General features: G+C 38.8%; 19 protein-coding genes. 12 read left to right on the top strand and 7 right to left on the bottom strand.

Annotation, left to right across the window (positions count from 1 at the left end):
• Positions 1-172 precede the first annotated feature (172 nt).
• A complete protein-coding gene (gene hxpB, locus MED121_RS18285; protein ID WP_009835247.1) occupies positions 173-835 on the top strand; it encodes a hexitol phosphatase HxpB in 663 nt (220 codons plus the stop codon).
• Here the strand turns inward: hxpB and MED121_RS18280 are convergent.
• On the bottom strand, positions 801-1238 hold the full coding sequence (locus MED121_RS18280) for a PACE efflux transporter (protein WP_009835246.1): 438 nt from the start codon (positions 1236-1238) through the stop codon (positions 801-803). The two genes, hxpB and MED121_RS18280, sit on opposite strands and share 35 nt — an antisense overlap.
• A gap of 92 nt (positions 1239-1330) precedes the next feature.
• On the opposite strand from MED121_RS18280, the gene MED121_RS18275 reads away from it, so the two are divergent.
• Entirely contained in the window at positions 1331-2209 is an 879-nt protein-coding gene (locus tag MED121_RS18275; protein WP_009835245.1) for a LysR family transcriptional regulator, read from the top strand.
• A 322-nt stretch (positions 2210-2531) separates the two neighbouring features.
• Here MED121_RS18275 and MED121_RS18270 read toward each other — a convergent pair whose 3' ends face one another.
• The 3 genes from MED121_RS18270 to MED121_RS18260 form a co-directional block, all read right to left on the bottom strand.
• Positions 2532-3116, bottom strand: coding sequence for a LysE family transporter (locus tag MED121_RS18270; RefSeq protein ID WP_009835244.1), 585 nt, complete (start codon positions 3114-3116; stop codon positions 2532-2534).
• 74 nt (positions 3117-3190) lie between these two features.
• A complete protein-coding gene (locus tag MED121_RS18265; protein ID WP_009835243.1) occupies positions 3191-4021 on the bottom strand; it encodes an AraC family transcriptional regulator in 831 nt (276 codons plus the stop codon).
• Between the two features lie 181 nt (positions 4022-4202).
• Positions 4203-5090, bottom strand: coding sequence for an aminotransferase class IV (locus tag MED121_RS18260; protein WP_009835242.1), 888 nt, complete (start codon positions 5088-5090; stop codon positions 4203-4205).
• A gap of 147 nt (positions 5091-5237) precedes the next feature.
• Between MED121_RS18260 and MED121_RS18255 the strand changes: the two genes are divergently transcribed.
• The 6 genes from MED121_RS18255 to MED121_RS18225 all read left to right on the top strand — a co-directional run bounded on the left by MED121_RS18255 (position 5238) and on the right by MED121_RS18225 (position 11673).
• Positions 5238-6272, top strand: a complete 1035-nt coding sequence (locus MED121_RS18255) for a LysR substrate-binding domain-containing protein (RefSeq protein ID WP_009835241.1) — start codon at positions 5238-5240, stop codon at positions 6270-6272.
• A gap of 168 nt (positions 6273-6440) precedes the next feature.
• Complete coding sequence (locus MED121_RS24550; protein ID WP_009835240.1) at positions 6441-6857, top strand: YciI family protein; 417 nt, start codon at positions 6441-6443, stop codon at positions 6855-6857.
• Between the two features lie 17 nt (positions 6858-6874).
• A complete protein-coding gene (locus tag MED121_RS18245) occupies positions 6875-8164 on the top strand; it encodes a sigma-70 family RNA polymerase sigma factor (RefSeq protein WP_009835239.1) in 1290 nt (429 codons plus the stop codon).
• Between the two features lie 208 nt (positions 8165-8372).
• Entirely contained in the window at positions 8373-9200 is an 828-nt protein-coding gene (locus MED121_RS23880; protein ID WP_050764612.1) for a c-type cytochrome, read from the top strand.
• Positions 9201-9429: 229 nt separating this feature from the next.
• Entirely contained in the window at positions 9430-9612 is a 183-nt protein-coding gene (locus MED121_RS18235; RefSeq protein ID WP_009835237.1) for a hypothetical protein, read from the top strand.
• Between the two features lie 1200 nt (positions 9613-10812).
• Positions 10813-11673: a LysR family transcriptional regulator gene (locus tag MED121_RS18225; RefSeq protein WP_009835234.1), complete on the top strand. Its 861-nt coding sequence runs from the start codon at positions 10813-10815 to the stop codon at positions 11671-11673.
• Between the two features lie 53 nt (positions 11674-11726).
• Here MED121_RS18225 and MED121_RS18220 read toward each other — a convergent pair whose 3' ends face one another.
• Positions 11727-14225, bottom strand: coding sequence for an AMP-binding protein (locus tag MED121_RS18220; RefSeq protein WP_036181033.1), 2499 nt, complete (start codon positions 14223-14225; stop codon positions 11727-11729).
• Between the two features lies 1 nt (position 14226).
• Positions 14227-15627 carry a lysine decarboxylase gene (locus tag MED121_RS18215; RefSeq protein ID WP_036181031.1) on the bottom strand — a complete coding sequence of 467 codons (1401 nt, stop codon included), beginning with the start codon at positions 15625-15627 and terminating at the stop codon, positions 14227-14229.
• A gap of 221 nt (positions 15628-15848) precedes the next feature.
• On the opposite strand from MED121_RS18215, the gene MED121_RS18210 reads away from it, so the two are divergent.
• A complete protein-coding gene (locus tag MED121_RS18210; protein ID WP_009835231.1) occupies positions 15849-16448 on the top strand; it encodes a cysteine hydrolase family protein in 600 nt (199 codons plus the stop codon).
• Between the two features lie 94 nt (positions 16449-16542).
• On the opposite strand, the gene MED121_RS18205 is transcribed toward MED121_RS18210, so the two are convergent.
• Complete coding sequence (locus tag MED121_RS18205) at positions 16543-17052, bottom strand: Lrp/AsnC family transcriptional regulator (protein WP_009835230.1); 510 nt, start codon at positions 17050-17052, stop codon at positions 16543-16545.
• 85 nt (positions 17053-17137) lie between these two features.
• Between MED121_RS18205 and MED121_RS18200 the strand changes: the two genes are divergently transcribed.
• The 3 genes from MED121_RS18200 to MED121_RS24465 all read left to right on the top strand — a co-directional run.
• A complete protein-coding gene (locus tag MED121_RS18200; protein WP_009835229.1) occupies positions 17138-18082 on the top strand; it encodes an aminotransferase class IV in 945 nt (314 codons plus the stop codon).
• Positions 18083-18377: 295 nt separating this feature from the next.
• Positions 18378-18920: an adenylate kinase gene (locus tag MED121_RS18195; RefSeq protein WP_009835228.1), complete on the top strand. Its 543-nt coding sequence runs from the start codon at positions 18378-18380 to the stop codon at positions 18918-18920.
• Positions 18921-19365: 445 nt separating this feature from the next.
• On the top strand, positions 19366-19758 hold a 393-nt coding region (locus tag MED121_RS24465), incomplete at its 3' end, for a hypothetical protein (RefSeq protein ID WP_009835227.1).

Below are 19758 nucleotides of genomic sequence, written 5' to 3'. Positions count from 1 at the left end.
GCTTTTTAAGAGGCACTTTCTAAGAGACTGTTTTTAAGAGGCTGTTTTTAAAAGATTGTTTTTAAGAGGCTCTTTTTCAGAGACAGTTTTAAAGATAAAGTTCACTCTCTAAAATGAGGTTCTTTAACCCCTCAAGTTTACCTATTACCGCTTTAGCAAAAGAGAAGAGACTATGATCACTGCCGCAATTTTTGATATGGATGGTTTATTGTTTGATTCAGAACCCTTGTGGCAAGAAGCAGAGTATCAGGTGTTTAGTCGTCTTGGGGTTAAAGTAACCCCTGAGTTAAGCGCCATCACAGCGGCGATGACAACAAAAGAAGTTACTGAATTTTGGTATCAGCAACACCCTTGGCAAGGTGATTCTTTAGTGTCTGTCGAGCAAGCGGTAATTGATCAAGTCGAATTGCTTATCAAGCAAAAAGGCGAAGCCAAACCTGGTGTAAAAAAGATTCTCAATTTCTGTAAGGAACAAGGCTTAAAAATAGCGTTGGCAACTAATTCGCCCTATCAATTAATCCCAGTGATTTTAGATGCCCTAGAGGTGAGGCATTATTTTGATGTGATTACGTCATCAGAACAGGTCGAGAAGGGGAAACCCGCGCCAGATGTTTATCTTAAAACCGCACAAAGACTCAATGTAGAGCCTAAGCAATGCATGGTATTTGAAGATTCCCCATCTGGGCTAGCGGCTGGCGTTGCTGCCGATATGAAGGTAATCGTTGTGCCCCAAAAGGAAAATTATGACAATCCCAAATTTGAATTGTCACGCTTTAAACTGGCTAGTTTATTCGACTTTTCTAAGCATCACTTTGAGGTGCTAACGGCTGCTTAGGCCAGTATTTATGCTTGATGACATCGTAAGCCCAGTTATAAATAATGGCGTAAATGATGAAGAAAACGACCGCGCCAATATCAAGTATGAACACAGTCCAAAAGCTCATTTTGGTGACCCACATAATCACTGGGAAAGAGGCCAAAATCATACCTGCTTCAAACCCTAAGCCATGACCAAGACGTAATTTAAAGCTTCGTTTAATGCGATCACCTTTAAAAAACCGATCAAAAATCAGGTTGTATACATAGTTCCATGACATGGCAATCAAGGATAGTGCAATGGCCAGCCCTGTCATCGCAGCAGTATCTTGACCAGGTAATAGGGAAGCAAGGCTTATTAATAAAATAAGGGCGATGGCTTCAAAAAGTGCTGCATGGAAAATGCGTTCTTTGGTTTTCATGGTTAATTCCTAATCCTTACCTTTGGCTTGTTAATGGCTATTCTATTATTTATAGTGATTGAATAAAGTTAATAACTATCAGTTTTAGTGATATGAATAATGTTGAACAGTTAAGGATGTTTATCGAAACGATCGAGTTAGGATCGTTTTCTGCCAGCGCGAAAAAGCTAGGTAAGGTGCAGTCTGCCGTGAGCCAAGGTATTGCTAATCTAGAAATAGACCTAGATGTGCAGCTCTTTGATCGAAGCACAAGAAAGCCCAGCCTCACACCAGAAGGAGAAAGGTTAAAGCCCTATGCTGAGGCTATCTTGCATCAGGTCAATGAGTTTCAAGCTGTGGTGGATTCCATCAACAAAGAGGAGGAGGCGCTGGTGCGCATCACCTTTGATAATGCCTTATTAATGCCTGCTCTTACTAAAATTTTGGCCGAGTTTGATCAGAAGTTTCCCAATACCTCCTTAGAAGTAAATACCATTTCTAGTCTACAAGTGGCGAGTGAAGTGCGCTTGGGTCGTGCTGATATTGGCATTATGTTGGCCAACCCAAGTTTTAATAAACTGGTGGATTTGTGCTTTATCGGCCACTTACCTTTTTATGCGGTGTGTCACGCTCAGTACCCACTTGCTAGCATGTCTAAAATTAACGTGGGGGATTTGACGCCCCATAAACAAATCGCGTTAAAAGAAGATAGGGTCGAAACCAATCAAAGTACGCCGCTATTATCGGCAAACATATGGTGGGCGAATGACTTCCTTAATATTAAAGCCATGGTCATAGAGGGTTTAGGTTGGTCATATTTACCTGCTCACCTTGTGGAGCAAGAGATAGTGGCAGGTCAACTTTGCAAATTAGATTTAACTTTCGATTATAAAATCTGGAGTCCACCGATTGATTTGGTAACAGAAAAAAACCACTCCAGAGGCCCAGCTCAGGAGTGGTTGTTTGAAGCGCTAAAAGGGCTTTTTGATTAGTTTCTTAGTTATGTTATCAGCTATGTTTTTAGCCATATGTATTTAGTTAAACTAGGGAACCTGCGATTAAGTCACCTCTTCTCAGTCTTATCTGAAAAAGTATCACACAAGGCGTCACTTTGAAGTAATGTAGGTACCTTTCGAGAAGTGACAACACAGGGTGTTACTTTTTCTGAAAGACCCGAAGGGCGTGGTCTAAAAGCCCTATCTTTATGTTGAGGCCCTTATCAATAGAATAACTATTAAGTTGCGCTCCTCGCCATAAATCTAGAGGCTTTTATCCACACGCTGAGGCGGGAGGACTTATTCGTAGGTTCCCTAGCTATAAAACAGCAACAAACTGATAAGCCACAAACCAAAGTAGCAGCGCCATCACACGGTTTATCCAAGCCATAACCTTAGGGTTTAACGCAAAGGTTTTAAGTTTGTGTCCTGCTAGCAAATACAGGCTAGGCGCGCCGCAGGCCATCATGCCAAGTATAAAGGACCACAGGGCAATCTGGTTGCCTTCGATCGCAGCTCTTGGAAACTGAATCGATACGATGGGAATAATGGCGACCAAGGCTTTCGGGTTACAGATTTGCAGCACAAAGCCTGTTTTAAAGAAAAGCTGAGTATTATCTGTTTGCAAAGATTGGCTAGCAAAGCTCGACTTCATAATCTTAAAGCCCAAGTAACTAATATAGAGGGCGCCTAAGATGGCGATACCTGCTTGATAACTAGGCGGTATGATATTGCTGCCCAAATAGCCGACCAGCAAAAATAGAATAAGCATGGCAAAACCCACCCCAACACAAAACAACAAGGCTTGTTTACCTTGATTATTGACCCCAGCAAAGAGGGCAAGCATGTTCATCGGCCCTGGGCTGTACATGATGCCAAAGGCAAAGATAAGAATTTCGAGCATAGTGATCCCTCAAATTGAATTTGATAAAAATTAGGTGTGTGTAATTGGTATGGGTTTTAAGCTTTTATCAGTGCTTAGCGTGCTTGTAAGAAGTCCCGCTGGAACTGATAAGGGGTCTTGCCATAGGCAGGTTTAAAGCGTCGGTTAAAATGGCTTAAATCATTAAAACCATAATCGAAAACAATATCCGCCAAAGGCGTGCCTGCTTCTAAGGCCTCTTTCGCACGGTTGATACGATAGTTAAGCCAGTATTGGTGTGGCGTCATGCCAAAATAGTCTTTAAAGCGTCGTAAAAAGTGAAATTTAGACATATGCACCTCAGCACTTAACGCATCAAGGGACACTTCTTGGTTAAGGTGGGCGTGCAAGTACTCTCTCGCTCTTTCTAAGGCCGAGTCTTTGAGACGATATACTTGCCCTTGGTGTATGCCTTCTTGTCTTGCCAGTAAAACAGCAAATTCATAAAGAGCAGAAGAATAGGCAATAGTCGGCGTATTTGGATTTTCGACGAGAGCAAACAAGCGCAAGATATGCTGCTGCATCGCTGGATTGTCTTGCACTGTTTCTTTAATGCGAAAGCTTTCTGGTTTTTGAATGCCTGCTTGCTTTAGCATAGGGTTAAGCTGATCAGGGTGAACATAAAGCATCTTATAACGCAGAGTATCACTGGTACCCACATGACCATCGTGAGCATCATCTGGATTAATCGCAATCACATTGCCCGCATGGCTTTTGTGATGCTTGCCGAGAGAGAAAAAATCCTGCCTACCAGCCAAAGTAATACCGAAAGAGAATTCTTCATGGGCATGTTTGCAAAAGGCAAAGTCTCGCATGGAGGCTTCCAATAAAATGATATCCTGATGGCTATCGTTTTTAGCAAATTGAAAATGATTCTCTACCGACATGGGTCTCACCTAAGAAGTAACGCAACTCAATTTAATAAGAGTGATTAGAGTATACAAGCTTCTTAGGTAAGACTTGGATAAAATTGCTTTATCTTCTTTTCTTTCGTTTTCGATATCTGTTCTTACTGTTCGGCTCTTTATTGCCTAAATTTTTAATATTGGCTCTTCATTACCTAGCGCTTCAATTCTGGCTCTTTAACTCTTGGCTTTTTAATTTCTGACTCTTTAACTCTTGATAGGCACTAAAAAGCTGCTGCCAAATCGGGCCGGGTGCTCCTGTGCCTATGTTTTTACCTTCAATGGTGATAATCGGCTTTAGCTCCTCATAGGAGTTAGTTAGCCAAACCTCATCAGCATCCAATAGCATCGCTTTAGTGGGTGCATTTTCGATAAACTCAAAGCCAGCTTCATGAATCAGCTTGATCACCAAATCACGGGTAACGCCGGCTAAAATGTTATTAAGTGGTGGTGTATAAATAACCTGATCTTTCGCCATGAAGAGGTTGCTGCTTGGCGCTTCGACAACTAACCCATTTCTCACTAACAAGGCTTCATCATTCTCATGACCTTGCTGATAAAGTTGCTGATAAGCCAAAATGTTGCCCATCAAGCTGGTGGATTTAATATCACACTTCTGCCATCTCATGTCCTCATGGAAGTGGCCGTGACAACCTTGATAGTCAAGACCAAAAGCGGCTTCAACAACTTGAGAGTAGATCAAGATAGTGGGTTCAGCGATCACAGGGAAACGATGCTTTCGTGTTGCTTCTACACCGCGAGTGATTTGCACATAAATAAAAGCAAAGGCAGGTTTTTGAGCTAACAAAGCCTGGCTAATACTGATCAAATCATCAATCGAGTAGGGCAGGCTAAGGCCAATGCTCGCCAAGCTATTCATTAATCTTTGGTAGTGTTCTACCTCGCCTAAAAGCCTGCCATGAAACGCTGGAATCACCTCATAAACACTGTCGCCAAATAAGAAACCTCTATCCATGGGGGAAATGTTAACCTGACTCAGAGTCATGAAGTCGCCATTGTAAAATGCAGGTAATGACTTATTATCTGACATAAACTTCTCCAAAATTGTCCTCAATATAAGGAATATGTTGAATAGTGAGCGAATATAGAGCGAATATAGAGCCACTAATAGGGGATAACTGATCAATAGCTTAGAGACTTAACATGTCATCAACAAACGAGTTCTGGTTCTTATGGTATGACTGAAATTCATGGTAATAAGCGTTACCCAAGGCTGCCTGCACAGCAATCTATTCGCGTATTTGAAGCCGCAGCTAGGCATTTAAACTTTACCAAAGCAGGTGACGAACTTGCTCTCACTCAAAGTGGCGTGAGTAAACAAATTAAAGGGTTAGAAGCTTTTTTAGGCTCAGCACTTTTTGTAAGAGAAGGGCATCAACTCGCGCTCACAGAATCAGGCAAGATACTGCAACAAAGGGCCAGCCAAGCCCTCGATTTACTGCAACTTGCAGTGGATGAAATACAAGGCAGCCAACCTTTATTAAGGCTACAAGTACCGCCTACTTTTGCGGCGAGGTGGCTTATCCCTAAAATGGGTGAGCTTAAGCAGTCCAAGCCTGAGTTAGATTTGCATATTGAAACCACCTGGATGAGGAAGATCACAGATAGCGTCAACCTAAAAGGAGACGAACTCGCCTTACATGCTTGTCTAAATTACACAGATGAAGACGCCTCAATAGTAAAACTAAGGCAAGAGTGGCTATGCATATTAGCCTCTCCCGCTTACCTTGAGAAAAGTGGCCCAATAAACTCAGCTAAGGATCTGATCGGACAAACCCTGATACACACCCGCTTAGATGGACACATACATTGGCAAGCTTGGAATGAATTACTAGGAGGGCAATCCCTCGAGGAAAAAGAGCTAGAAGGTAGAGAGTTAGAAAAAGAAGCGCTTGATGTAAGCCAAGGCTATGAGTTTGAAACCCTAGATATGGCCCTGTCAGCCGCAGAAAATGGTATAGGGCTAGTGGTGTGCGATGTGTTTTATGCCATCAAAGCCTTAGCCGAAAAACGCCTCGTCATTCCTTTTAATATGCCGATTTTATTAGGGTTGGACTATCTTTTAATCTCTAAACAACCCAGCAAAGGGGCCATGGCAAAATACCAAGATTGGTTAGTGCAGCAAGTAGAAGAAGACGAAACACAATTAGTGCAAGTGTTAAGCGAGTTAGGTATTGATGCTAACCAGAAAATCGAGGCCTTTTCTAAATAGATGCTTTTCTAAAGAGAAGCCTTACTAAAGAGAAGACTTTATTAAAGAGAAAATCTTTCTAAAGAGACAAGAAATTTAAAAAAAGTGTCCAAATCTCACGAGCTCATACGTTTATAGGGTATCAGAGGCAATTAAGTCCTGATCTTAGATCAAATTTTTGGAGCAACTATGTCAGATAAAACAATGTCAGATAAAACAATGTCAGATAAAACAATGTCAGATAAAAAAACGTCTAACAAAACCTATATGTGCATTTTACGCAGTGAATCAGAGCAAGGCTGTGATAACGCATCCTCACCTTCTCCCACAGAGATGGAAGCCATGTATGCCAAGTACCAAGCATGGCAAGATAAGTTTACCGATAATATTAAAGACATGGGCGGTAAATTGAGCGGCAGTGCCAGCGTTGTACGCCAATCTAGTGTTGAGGATGGTCCTTTTATCGAGCTAAAAGAAATCGTTGGCGGTTATATGATGATAAGTGCAGCAGATATGGAAGAGGCCGTCGCTGTGATTAATCAAAGCCCTATGATAGAAAGCCCCAATGTGAGTATCGAAATCAGAGAAATCTGGACACCAGAATAGCCCCATGAAATAGCCTCATGAATTCAAATGGTACTAGTTATCAAGAAGAGAAACCGCACCAAGTTGATCATGTGTTTCGACATCATTATGGTCAACTTGTCGCGAGCTTAAGTAAGCGAGTAGGCATAGCGCACCTGGGTCTAGTGGAAGATGCCGTGCAAGACGCCATGCTAACCGCCTTAGATGCTTGGCCTGTGAGTGGTGAACCAAAGCAACCGAGTGCATGGCTTTACCAAGTGGCTTATCGCACGCTGATGTCTGAGTTTCGTTCTGATAAACGCAAACAAACCTTGCTCATTCAGCAGGCATTAATCCAAACGGATGAACAAGAAAGTAAACAAGATACAGGCTTGCAAATCCCCTTATCTAAAGAGATGAGTGATGACATGCTGTCCCTTATGTTTATCTGTTGCGATTCCTCCTTGCCGGCGCAATCACAACTCGTTTTTACCCTAAAAAGCGTGTGCGGCTTTAGTACTAAGGAGATAGCGAAACGTCTTTTCATCACACAAGCCAATGTTTATAAACGCTTTAATCGAGCTAGGTCGTCTCTGCAAACGAGTGAGCTAGATATTGCTAACCTCAGTTTATTTGAACTTAATCGTCGTTTTTCAAATGTATTGAATGTGATTTATCTTATTTTTACCGAAGGGTATTTATCATCCCATCCAGACAAGGCTATTCGGCTCGATCTGTGCCAAGAAGCAATCCATCTTGCCAGTGTTTTGTCGGAACATCCTATTGGTAATAAGCCAGAAACCTTCGCGCTATTGGCCTTAATCTTCTTTCATCTCGCGAGAATAAATAGCCGACAAGAGGGCAGTGGTGAACTGATATTATTCTCGGATCAAGACAGGTCGCTCTGGCATGACAAGCATATTGAAACCGGCATGAGTTATCTGCTTGCCTCAGCAAAAGGTGAGCATTTATCTCGCTATCATCTTGAAGCCAGTATTGCCGCAGAGCATTGTCTAGCCCCTAGCTTTGAACAGACCAATTGGCAAAATATCCTATCGGCATACGATAAACTACAACAAATTAGCCCTTCGGCTTTATTAGGGTTAAACCGCGCCATAGTCGTTTCTCATCTTGATGGCCCAGAAGCGGCACTTGCTTATTTAGCCAGCCTCACACCGCCCAACTGGCTTGCATGCTCTTACCACTGGAATGCCGTCAAAGCGGATCTACTTTTTCAGATTGGGAAGTCTCAAGCTGCAAAGCTTGAAATGCAAAAAGCAATCGATGCCGCCCCAACAGAGCAGATTAAAGCGCTACTTAGGAAACGTTTTGATCGCTATTTAGTCTAGATTTTTTGCTTAAATCGAGTGCTTAAATGGATTGTTTGAGTATTAATTAATTCCTCTATTATCTTATTGTTTTAATTGCACTAATCTAGTCCTAAATCACTCATTTGTTAGACTTTTTAATAATTGATACAAACCTTTTGATCTCATCTTCTGTTTCATGCAGTATCCCGCTCGATTTTATGGAACTTGAATATAAGGATGATTATTGATGAAACGGATTTTGTTGAGTTGCCTCTTAACAGCGGGTGTTTCTATGTCGGCAATGGCCTATGACGAGTCTCAGACGTTCAGAATTCAATCTGAACAATATGAGTCAGTGATGACTCTGTCTGACATGATAGACACATTCAAAGTGCAATCCTTTACCGTCTACGACGTGTCTTATCATGAAGATAAAACCTATGAAGGCATTTCGCTAAAAGCCATGCTAGAGCACAATCATTATTCATTAGACGACATTGCAGAAGTGACGGTTGTGTGTGCTGATGGCTATAAAGCGGTACTTGATGGCGATATTCTGCGCAAATACCCAGATGCCCTGATCAGCTATCGTCAATTGGATCAAAACGGTGAAGGGGTTGCTGGTGATTTTGAGCCAATGCGAGAAGGAAAGAAAACCGCCGATCCGGCACCTTTTTATATGGTGTGGCCTCAAAAAGAAACATTCGGTGTTTTCCCATGGCCCCATCAGGTGGTTGCTTTAGAAATATCTGCCAAAGACAGCTATCAGATGATTAAACCTGAGCAATCAGCTTCCGCTTCTGTCCACGAAGGGTACAAGTTATTTAAAGGGGCTTGTTTGGCCTGTCACTCAGTCAATTTAGTCGGTGGCGTGATTGGCCCTGAACTGAATATTCCGCAAAATATTACCGAATACCGCACAAAAGAGTATATGAAGCAGTTTATCCGTAACCCAAATAGCTTTAGAGCCAGAAGTAGAATGGCAGGGTTGCCAAATTTATCAGATCAAGATATCGACAATGCTATTGATTACCTTGTGTATATGAAGGAACACAAGAATACGAACAAGCTCTAAACAGCAGGAAAGTAATCGTCACATCATAGGCTTAATCATCTAGCCTCAACAGCAGGTATTAAAATCTTACTTACTAAGCGTTTTAATACCTGCTAAATAAGTAAACTTCCTTCATTCTTTTTTTAGCTTTATCTCGCTCCCATTCTTGCTCTAAAAAACCAGCTCTGATTTACATTTGGATGTTTGTCGTTATTAGCTTAATAAAAAGCGCCTTGTATGGCCTTGGGTAATGAGTGCAGCGCTTGACTTTATCTTATCCCTTGTAGCAAGAACCTATGACCTCGCTTTGTGCTCCAGCTTTGCTTTAGGTAGCCATTTTCTTTGGCATTTACTGAATGGCCTAATGATTGGATTCTTATTGCAGGCTTTGATTCGCATTGAGCAAACTCCAAATTTTAATCCTCAAAAATAAGAGGCAGGTAAAAGCCTCTAAAGCAGTACAGCAAGCAGATGATAATGTTTGTTGTAATTCTATGTAATATCCTCCAAATCATACCTAAAGTATAAATGTGGGCCATAAAACTGAGCTTAACTTAAGAATTATACGAGAGATAAGTTGTTGTTATAGTTTGTGTTTCAATGAAGTGAACTATTAATTTCACTATACAGGTTAGGGCCAGTAAGTGGGATCACAGCTAAATTGAATAACTAAAGAAGCTTTAGATTGAGGTAATAACAGACATGCCTTTTATTGATAATAGAGGCGGCTGGCTATAGGCTTCGAGTGCTCACACAATCCAACAAGCTCTTCTAATAATGAGCAATCATTATAAGCAACTGGTACAAAAAGAACGATATCAGTTTCAAGGGTTAAATGAGCTTGATTTTTCAGCATGAGCTATCGCAATCAAAATGAAAATCATAATAAAAAGATTATGCGGGAACTTCAGTGATGCCCCATAACAAATATTGTGCAGAGAAGGCTCACACTCATACCTCTATGATCTGAATTTATAAACTAGGTAAGGACATGGTGTAAGGCGCTGGCTTAATCGCCAGATTGATATAAGCAACTTAATGACAAATAAGAAATAGGTCATAGGGAAATTGATACGGTTCATAGTCAAGATAGTTACTTAGTGATATTAAGCAAGGAAGTAACAAAGCTTTGATTGATCTAGTTATTAGAAAGACTAAAAGATTACTCTCTAAAGCCATTAAAAGTCTGTTAAACCCATTTAAGGAATTTTTTTAAAACCATCACGTTTGATAACGGCGGTGAATTCGCAGTTCATCAAAGTATTGCCAAAGCGCTGACATGTAAAATTGACTTTGCTAAGTCCCATCACTTATGGGAAAACGGTCTAAACAGAAATACAAAAGGTCTACTGAGGCGCTTTATCCAAAAGGGTTCGTTATGGAACAGCCCACAGAGCAGGATATTGTAGTCACACAAATGCTAATAAATTTGAGGCCCAGAAAGTCGCTAAGTTACCTCACTCCTATTGAAATATTGTTAAATAAATGTGCGTCACTAATTGCTGATATCTAGGCTCTATTTATAAAAATCACACTCATATATAAGGTTTTATTAATATATTCGCTTTTTGGCTTGGGAAGTAATATCCCTCTTTGCCATGGATTTATAATTAGAAATTGACTAAGGGACTACATGAAGAACTTAAATTGGGATGATATAAAGTTTTTTTTAGCTTTATTTGAAACAAATACTGTAAGTAAGGCCGCAGAAAGGCTTAATGTTAATTATGCTACGGTATCTAGGCGGATAATGAGACTAGAAGACTCACTTAAATTAAAGCTATTTGATAGGACTCAGGATGGTTTTGTATCTACTATCGAAGGTCGTTTTTTATATGACAAAGCGTTAGAAATGCGAGAGAAAATAGAGGCTCTAGGAGAGGACTTATCACCTGGAACAGTTTTTAATCAAAATACTAAGATTTCTTTGGTCCCTTTTTTAGCTGAACATTTTGTAATTGAAAATCTTGCTCCCTTGCATTACAGGTTTCCAGAATTGAGATTTGAAATTGATACATCAAGTAGAAATGTCAATATTTCTAAGTTAGAAGCTGATATCGCCCTTAGAATGGAGTTACCTGAAAGGGGTGAGTCAATTTGTAAAAAGCTTGGTGAGATAACGTATGTTTTATATGGAACTGACTACTGGATAAACCGTCTTAAAAATAATGAAAAGGTGAACGTTATCACTTATTCAACAGCTTTTAACGACTTACCTGAGTGTAAATATCTTGTTGAAAGGTTTGGTACAAAGTCGATTAAGCTTCAAACTGATACGGTTTCTGCCCAAAAAAAAGCTTCTGAGTCGGGTTTTGGTATCTCATTTATCCCTAAGATTGCGATACAGCCTGATCAATGTTCTTTCTATGAGCCGGATGACGCCGTTACCCGAGAAATTTGGATGCTAACCTCAAAAAAAACAGCGCACTCTACGCCTAAAAAACTTGTTATGGATGAGCTAATTAAAATCTTTCATAATAAATTAACTCAATAAAAAATGGCAAACTGAGTTAGTTTGCCATTCTAATTATTTGATTTTCAATTCTGCTACCGTGACATTTGGAGCTTGAATGCTTGAGGTGCCATGGCTGGTTTACTGGTTGTGGACCATCTTGTGTAAATATTATTCATAATTAACACAGAAATAGTGATGGTAGCTCCGAGTATTTCAGGCTGAGTAATCAGGTCTCCTTTTAATGAACCAATTGTAAAAGCGGTAATTGGAACCAAGTTTATAAATAAAATGCCGTTAATTGGTCCTAGAGTATTGATACCATAATTCCAGGAGAAAACGGCAATTACACCAGCAAACGTTATGAGGTAGAGAAGCTCCCATTTTACAGCAAATATTTGTTGTAAATCTGGTGCTTGAGTAATACCTGTGGCATTTGTAACGAAAGCGATAAATAAAATTGTAAGCGCGCCTAAGAAACATGAAAGTGCAGTATATCTCAGCACTGAGAAGTCACTTACATAGCTTGCTCCAATGGTATAGGTTACCCAGCAAAATGCACCAGAAAGAATGACGAGAGTTGGTAAAATACTGCCACCAGAAAACGCATTGATATCTCCTTTAGTAATTACAAGTACCACACCTAATAAGGCGAGTGCAATTGACATCAAGGTAAATTTAGCGGGTTTAATATTTTTTAGAACCCACATCATAATGGCGGAAATTAAAGGCATCAGCGCCATAATGATTGCGCCATGCTGTGGCTTGGTATAAGCAAGACCGGCAAAAGCGAGTATGCTAAACCCTGCAAAACCAAAAGAGCCAAACATCCATAGTTTAAAAATATGCTTTCCTGGTAATAAAGAAAGTATGCCTTCTTTTGTGGCTAGCATTGCCATAAAGATTAAAGAAGCAAAACCATAACGAATCAAACTTATATGAACGGCATCCATCGATTGCAGTGCATTTTTTGCGACTGGAAACATGCCTCCCCAGGCCATGGCTGTACCTAATAGGCAGCAAATTCCAATAATATATTGGGTAAAACTAATGCCTTTTTTATCAGAGCTGTCTTTTTCAGTAGCTTGATTAGGCTGGCCTTTGTGTAAGATCATATCTTTAAGTTGATCGTTTCTAATTTTGCCAGACGGCGAATAAGGGATAGTGTCTACATGCCCTATACCTGCAACTTTTACTTTCAACTTTTTGCAAATGTATTTTATGTTTCGGATTAACTCATTATCTGCAACGATAAAGTCGTCACTGGTGACAAATCCACAATACACAGAGTTTTTTGATGCTGGAATCATAGCCACATCTTTGATACCCGGTAAGTGTCTTACTTCGTTTTCTAACTCATAAACATTTAAAACACTTTCACCTTGGGCGCGGTTTCTCAGATAAATATTCCCGTTAGCATCCATTTCGCCAGTTTCAGCTGTAACTAGGTATTGCTCTCCTTCTATTAAAACTGATTCAGAGTCTTGATTGCCATAGCTATCCATATTCATATAACTTGCGATTGCAATACGACCGACTTGGTTAGGGGGTAAGGTTTTTCCTTCTTTATCTAAGACTAGAATGTTGTTTCCATCGTAGGCTCTACCAACACTAGTAGGGTTAGATATTAAGTCTTTTGGTTCTGCTAAGGCATTAACACCTGTTTCTGTTGTTCCATAGTATTCATGAATGACAGGGCCTAATGTATTGATTGCTTGTAGTTTAGCTTGGGGGTGAAAATGCTTACCACCGACAATAATAAACTTGAGGTTATTATCTTTTGGTGAATAGCCTTCATCTTGATAATGTTTTACAACATCATTAAGAAGTGGTGGCGTCATTGCACTAGTGGTAATCCATTCGCTTTTTATTAAATTTGCCATATCTTTGGTGTCATGGGGTTTAGCAATGATAAGGGTTGCTCCTAATTGCATGAACAACCTAGACCATCCACTTCCCGCAGCATGATATAGAGGCATAGCTAATAGATGTTGATCATCTGAAGAAAAACCATATCTTGCTGTAAAAAAGGCAAAGCGTCGAGCATCAAAGGATTTGTTTCGAACAACAGATTTGGGAATGCCCGATGTTCCTGAGGTGAAAGAGATACTTTTAAATGCTCGGTGCTGAATCGTTAAGCTTTCAAAGTTTTTTTCTGTTGGTGTTGTTAGATCCTTAAATAAAATGCCATTTTTTGCAATATTATCAATATCTATAATGATTAAATTTGAGGATAGTTCCTGTAAATTGACATTGTTTTGAATGCAATATGAAGATGAAATGATTAACACTTTACAGCCTGCAGACTTTAACATTGGCTCAAGTTTGCTAGGGTTTTGTGTATAATCAATACCTGTACAAGGTATTTTTAGCGATGATGCAGCAGACATCAAGTAAATGAGTTCTAGGCAGTTTGGTGAAATATAGCACATAGAAATTTCTGAGCTATAGTCAATTTTACTTGCTAAATTTATGGTGACATTTTTTACCACTTTATAATATTCATTCCAAGAAATTTTCATTCCATCGAATATAAGGGCGTTTTTATCACCTCTTGCAGAAGCAATTTCTTTAATTTTTCCTAAAGGTATCATGTTAGTTTCCATCTACAACTAATAAAGACGTATTATCAAATAAAGACTGATTGATTTTACTTAACGCATTCTCACACACTCTTTGTCCTGGTTTTAAAACGGGTATTCCTGGTGGGTATAAAATAAAAAATGATTCTGAGACATCACCTATTGAAAGGTCGAGCTTTTCATTTTTTGTATGTATTCTCCTATCCATTAAAAGTAGACTATTTATTAAATGTTCTACGATTTCATCATTTACACCATAGTGAAAATTTAATAGGAAAGAGTTTTTAAAATATCGACTAATGTAAATTCCATAGTTATTAAATAAGTGTTCCCGTATTTTTTCACCATTAAAAAGATGGGACTTACATGTAATCCATAGTTTTGTAGGGTCTGTTGTTAGATATTTACTATTGGTTTTGTTTTCTTCGATTTCAAAACCAGATAAATTTTCATTAATAAAATTTCTTACCTTATCAACTAGTTTTCGGCTCCTTTCTGAATATTCTTTTCCGAACTCATTAGCATGAAAAATAGCTAGTTCTGAGCTACAAAGAATGGGGTAGCTTGGAGATGTTGTGTGATTTCTAAAGTGTGAGCCGATTAGACGATCTGCATATTCTGAATTTCCATAAAAGTTAATTAAACTTGCTTGTCTAAAAGTGAAGAGCGTTTTATGAAGAGAATGTATGACAACAATGTTTTTGTTATAGGCATCAGAAAAGATACGAGCATTATGAATTGCGCTAGTTTCTTTCATTAATGGGTCAAAAGCAGACCATGCCCCCCAAGCTTCATCAAGGATGATTTTTTCTAGGTTTGGTGCTATCTGGCAAACAGCTTCTAGAAATAATTTAAAGTCAAAGCATATTCCATCATAGGTTTGACTGTTAACAATTAATACGCTGTATGGCGTACCGCTTTCTTCAGCTTGTTTTAAGTTTTCAATAATACTATTAGCATCTGCGCCCGTGACACCAATATCACTTTTGCAGGCAATATCATCAATATAATTTACATTAATATTGGATGACTTTAGTGAAAAGTAAATTGATTGGTGAACGCCGTTTTGACATATAACTTTATCATGAGTATTGCATAATGCTTCAATAGCAATTTTATTTGCGATACTCGACCCACAAGAGACTAATAAAGATGAATCTGATGAGTAAATGTTTTTTAAAAGGCTGCATGACTCATCAATAAAACTTGATGGGTCGGTTAAGCTGTCAAAAAATGGACCAGTAATTGAAAGTTCTAAATTTTTAGTTTGCTCTAATGCTTTTACAAATCCAGGACTTAAAATAACATCTCTAGAATTTTTTATATTTTGTATGGGTAAGGCATGAAAACTTCCTTTTAATTTTTTACTAATACTTCTTAATGACTCGTATATAGGTAACCTTAACTTTTCCACTATATAATCTCCCTTTGATTTTGCTCGAGACTTTAAGAGAATATTTGTTTTTTTACTATAAGAAATTTTGCACATGATTTGTGCGTCATATAAATAAGTAAATTTTATGTTGGAAATATCAAGGACAAGAAATTTTGCACATGAAGTATGCACAAAAACAAATTAACTTTTTTTGAGGGTAAATTAGAATGGGCTCGAATTTAAAAAAGGAGTAATAATATATGACTAAAATTAATACACTACGATCAATTGCTGGATTACAAGATGCTAATGTAGATTGGGATGATGCTGTTCTTGTTTATATTGATTTTCAAAACGAATATTGTGAAGGAGTGTTGAAATTAGGGCCTAATGGCACAGCTGCTTTAGATAAAGCAAAAAAATTACTAGATGTTGCTAGGAATCAAAAAATTCCTGTTTTTCATGTGCTGCATAAATCTAGTGCTACGTCACCTGTATTTAACTGTGAATCACATTTATCTGATGTTGTTAGCCATCTTGAACCAACAGAAGATGAGCAGGTAGTTCATAAAACAATGCCAAACTCTTTCTTCAATACAAATCTTGAAGAGTTATTGCAATTAACAGGCCGTAAACAGCTTATTATCGCAGGCTTTATGAGCCATATGTGTGTAAATGCAACTAGTATCAGAGCAGTAGAGTTAGGATATAACGTTATTATTTGCGAAGATGCATGTGCATCAAGAAGCTTGTCTGAAAACGAAGGAGAAGTGATTGATGGTGTCATGATTCACAAAGCTGCAATGGCTTCATTAGCTGATCGCTACGCCACTGTTTTAAAATTGACTGATTTTACTTAACCTCTATTAAGCTAAAATAATGTGGAGCGAGTAGAAAGCAATTACTCGCTCTATTTGGCTTTTATCCACACGCTAAGGTGGGTGTTGCTTTACCCTAAGTGTGTATCGGAATTTGCAATCCAACCTTGTATCGGTCAGCTACAATTTTTGAGGAATAACTTTCAACATTGTGATGATCCGCAAACAGGTTTCTTGAGAATTGTTCGTAAGATTTCAAATCATCTGCTGAAATGATAACGATAAAATCTGTATCACCATTTATATAGTAGCATTGCTGAACTTGGTCATGAGAATTGATGAGTTGTTTAAACGCTATTAATAAATCACTTCGCACATTTTTTAATTTAACTTCTACGATTGATAGGATTTTATGTTCGTAGAGTTCAGAAGAGATGACTGCAACCTCTGCTTCAATTAAGCCTGAATCCCGTAACCGCTTTAACCTTCTTTGTACAGAAGAGCGTGAAGTTGATACTTCATGGGCAAGAAAGTCAGCAGAGAGTCGCGTGTCTTTTTGCATGATATTTAAAAGTTTACGATCGATTCTATCCAGTTCAATAGGGTGCTTGCCCATAAAAAAGCCCGTTTCAATTTTTTTACCCATATTACAGGAAATTTTGGGCACTTTGCCAAGGCATTTCCTGCAAGAATATCAGGGTTGAAAAATAATATGATAATAGGATCTTGATATGGCTTTACTGCAATTGTCCAATGAATATAAGGACCCACATAATTATCCAAAAGGCGTCGCCTACATGGATGGTCAATATTTAGATATGTCAAAAGCAAAACTATCCATTCTTGATTATGGCTTTTTGCATTCTGACGCAACCTATGATGTTGTCCATGTCTGGCAAGGTGCATTTTTCAGGTTGGATTTGTACCTTGAACGTTTTTTCTCAGGGTTAGAGAAAATTCATATGACAATGCCTTACTCCAAAGAAGAGGTCGCTGAAATTTTGCATAATTGCGTGGCCTTATCGGGTCATAAAAACGCCTATGTCGAAATGATATGCACAAGAGGGAATTCGCCGGATTTCAGCCGGGACCCAAGAGACTCAATCAATCGTTTTATGGCTTTCGCCGTTCCCTTTGGCTCGGTCGCAAATCAAGATCAAATGAAAAATGGACTGCATGCCATTATTAGCTCTATTGTCCGTATTCCGCCAAACTCGGTTGATTCAAAGGTCAAAAATTACCATTGGCTTGATTTGGTAACCGGGTTATACGATGCCTATGAAAAAGGTGGTGAGACCGCCATCCTGTTGGATTCAGAGGGTAATATCGCCGAAGGCCCTGGCTTTAATGTTTTTTGTGTTAAGGGAAAGATAATTACAACACCAGAAAAAGGGGTTTTGCCAGGCATAACTCGCCGAACCGTCTTTGATCTTTGTGACGAATTACACATAAGCTGCTGTGCAACTGAGGTAACGCCTACCGATTTAAGGAATGCTGACGAAGTATTCATTACGTCAACGGCGGGTGGCATTATGCCCATTACCAAAATCGACCATAATGTGATTGGAAGTGGCACAACCGGACCTATCTTCCAATTGTTAAAATCTGCATATTGGGAAAAGCACAAAAACTCTGATTGGTGCCTACCCATTCATTATCCCCCGGCAAAAATATAGCCGTTAAAATATGGCTGTTAAAATAGATAGAAGATTAAATAAAGCCCTTACCTCCATAAAGCTCTCACTTCTTATGGAGGTAAGCGCTTAGATATTGCTTTAAATGATGATGTGTTAATCACGATAACGTCTTTATCTCATTAACTTTATCTCATTAATAATTAACTTTATCTTGTTGTTTTTATTAGACTAGTTTACCTATAATCTTCGACCCAAAAAAACGAGTATCAAACTCTTATATAAGTACTTTAACTATGTGTTGAAGTTTTGAAATAGGACGAAGAGAGATAAGAAGATGGATCGTATTATCGTGATTGGCTCAAGTTGCAGTGGTAAATCGAGTTTTGCAAGCGCTCTGGCTACAAAAAAGAAAATCAAACATATCGAACTTGATGAACTGCACTGGCTACCCAACTGGGTAGAGCGCCCAGATGCCCAGTTTCGTGAATTGGTACAGCAAGCCATAGACCCTGCTGCTTTAGAAGAAAATGCTTGGATTATCGATGGTAACTATTCTGTTACCCGAGATATCACATGGCCACAAGCGACTCACATCATCTGGCTCAACCATAGTTTCTCGCTGGTTCTTTATCGCTCCATAACCCGCTCTATACACAGGATATTGACTAAAAAGGCCTTATTCGCAGGCAATGTGGAAAGCTTCAGACAAACCTTTTTTAGCCGTGACTCTATTATCTGGTGGGTGATTAAAACCTTCCATAAAAAGCGAAATTCTTATGAGAAAGTTTTGAATGAGCAGGCTAAATCCGGAGTGAAGGTGGTTGAGTTAAAGGGGCAAGCACAAGTGGATGCTTATTTGTTGGAGGTAGGGAAGTGAGTAAATGCTGTATCCAAAAAAGCTGAGCGAGAAAGTGTCAATTTCATTCTGGAAAGTGAGGTAACAGCGAGGAAGCGCATAAAGGGAAGTGAAATAGATTGTAATACAGCTGGGTTTTGAGCAGGTGTATAAAGGCTGGTTGCTATAAAAGTGAGTCTCTTTCTAATTGAGTTTTTCTAATATAAGTTAATGTTATGTTTAGTGTTTTTTTTATTAGAGGTCTTTTTATATGGTTACGAAATAAATTGAATTGTGAAGAGAAGTGAGTGAAAATCTAGGCGATGTTCAGGCAATGGTTGGTTAATTCTTAAAGAAGGTTGCCATAGAGATAAGCACATTGTAAGTGCAAACAAGATCAAAGTTTTTATTGGTTATATCGATGAAGCGCCTAATTGGTATTTAAAATTGATGGTATTTTAAATACATTTATTTATTAAGGTTTTATATGTCGCATGATGCATCTGCAACTTGGAGCGGGTTTAACTATCAAGGTAAAGTTGCTCTTTACCACACGTTAACATTAATAACAAAACAGCTGCAGGAAAATGGAAATTTCGATTTCTTAGGTTTTGAGCTGATATTAGAGAATCATGAAGACTTCGATATTAAAGGGCCTGATGGTTTTCAATCTTTTCACCAAGTAAAAGCAATTAACCAGACTGCTTTTAGCACATATGAAAATGCACTTTTTGCTATGCTTTTACAGCTTGATTCTCCAAATCATTCATCAGTTATTGGCTACTTACATACTTGGAAGCCTTTAAACTGGAATGGTGATGATAGTTTTGATGAGAAGCTTAGAGGGATATTAAGTAAAGTTATCAATAATCATATTGAA

This window comes from Marinomonas sp. MED121 (assembly GCF_000153025.1).
GTDB lineage: Bacteria > Pseudomonadota > Gammaproteobacteria > Pseudomonadales > Marinomonadaceae > Marinomonas.
This window is presented reverse-complemented; position numbering and strand designations above follow the sequence as displayed.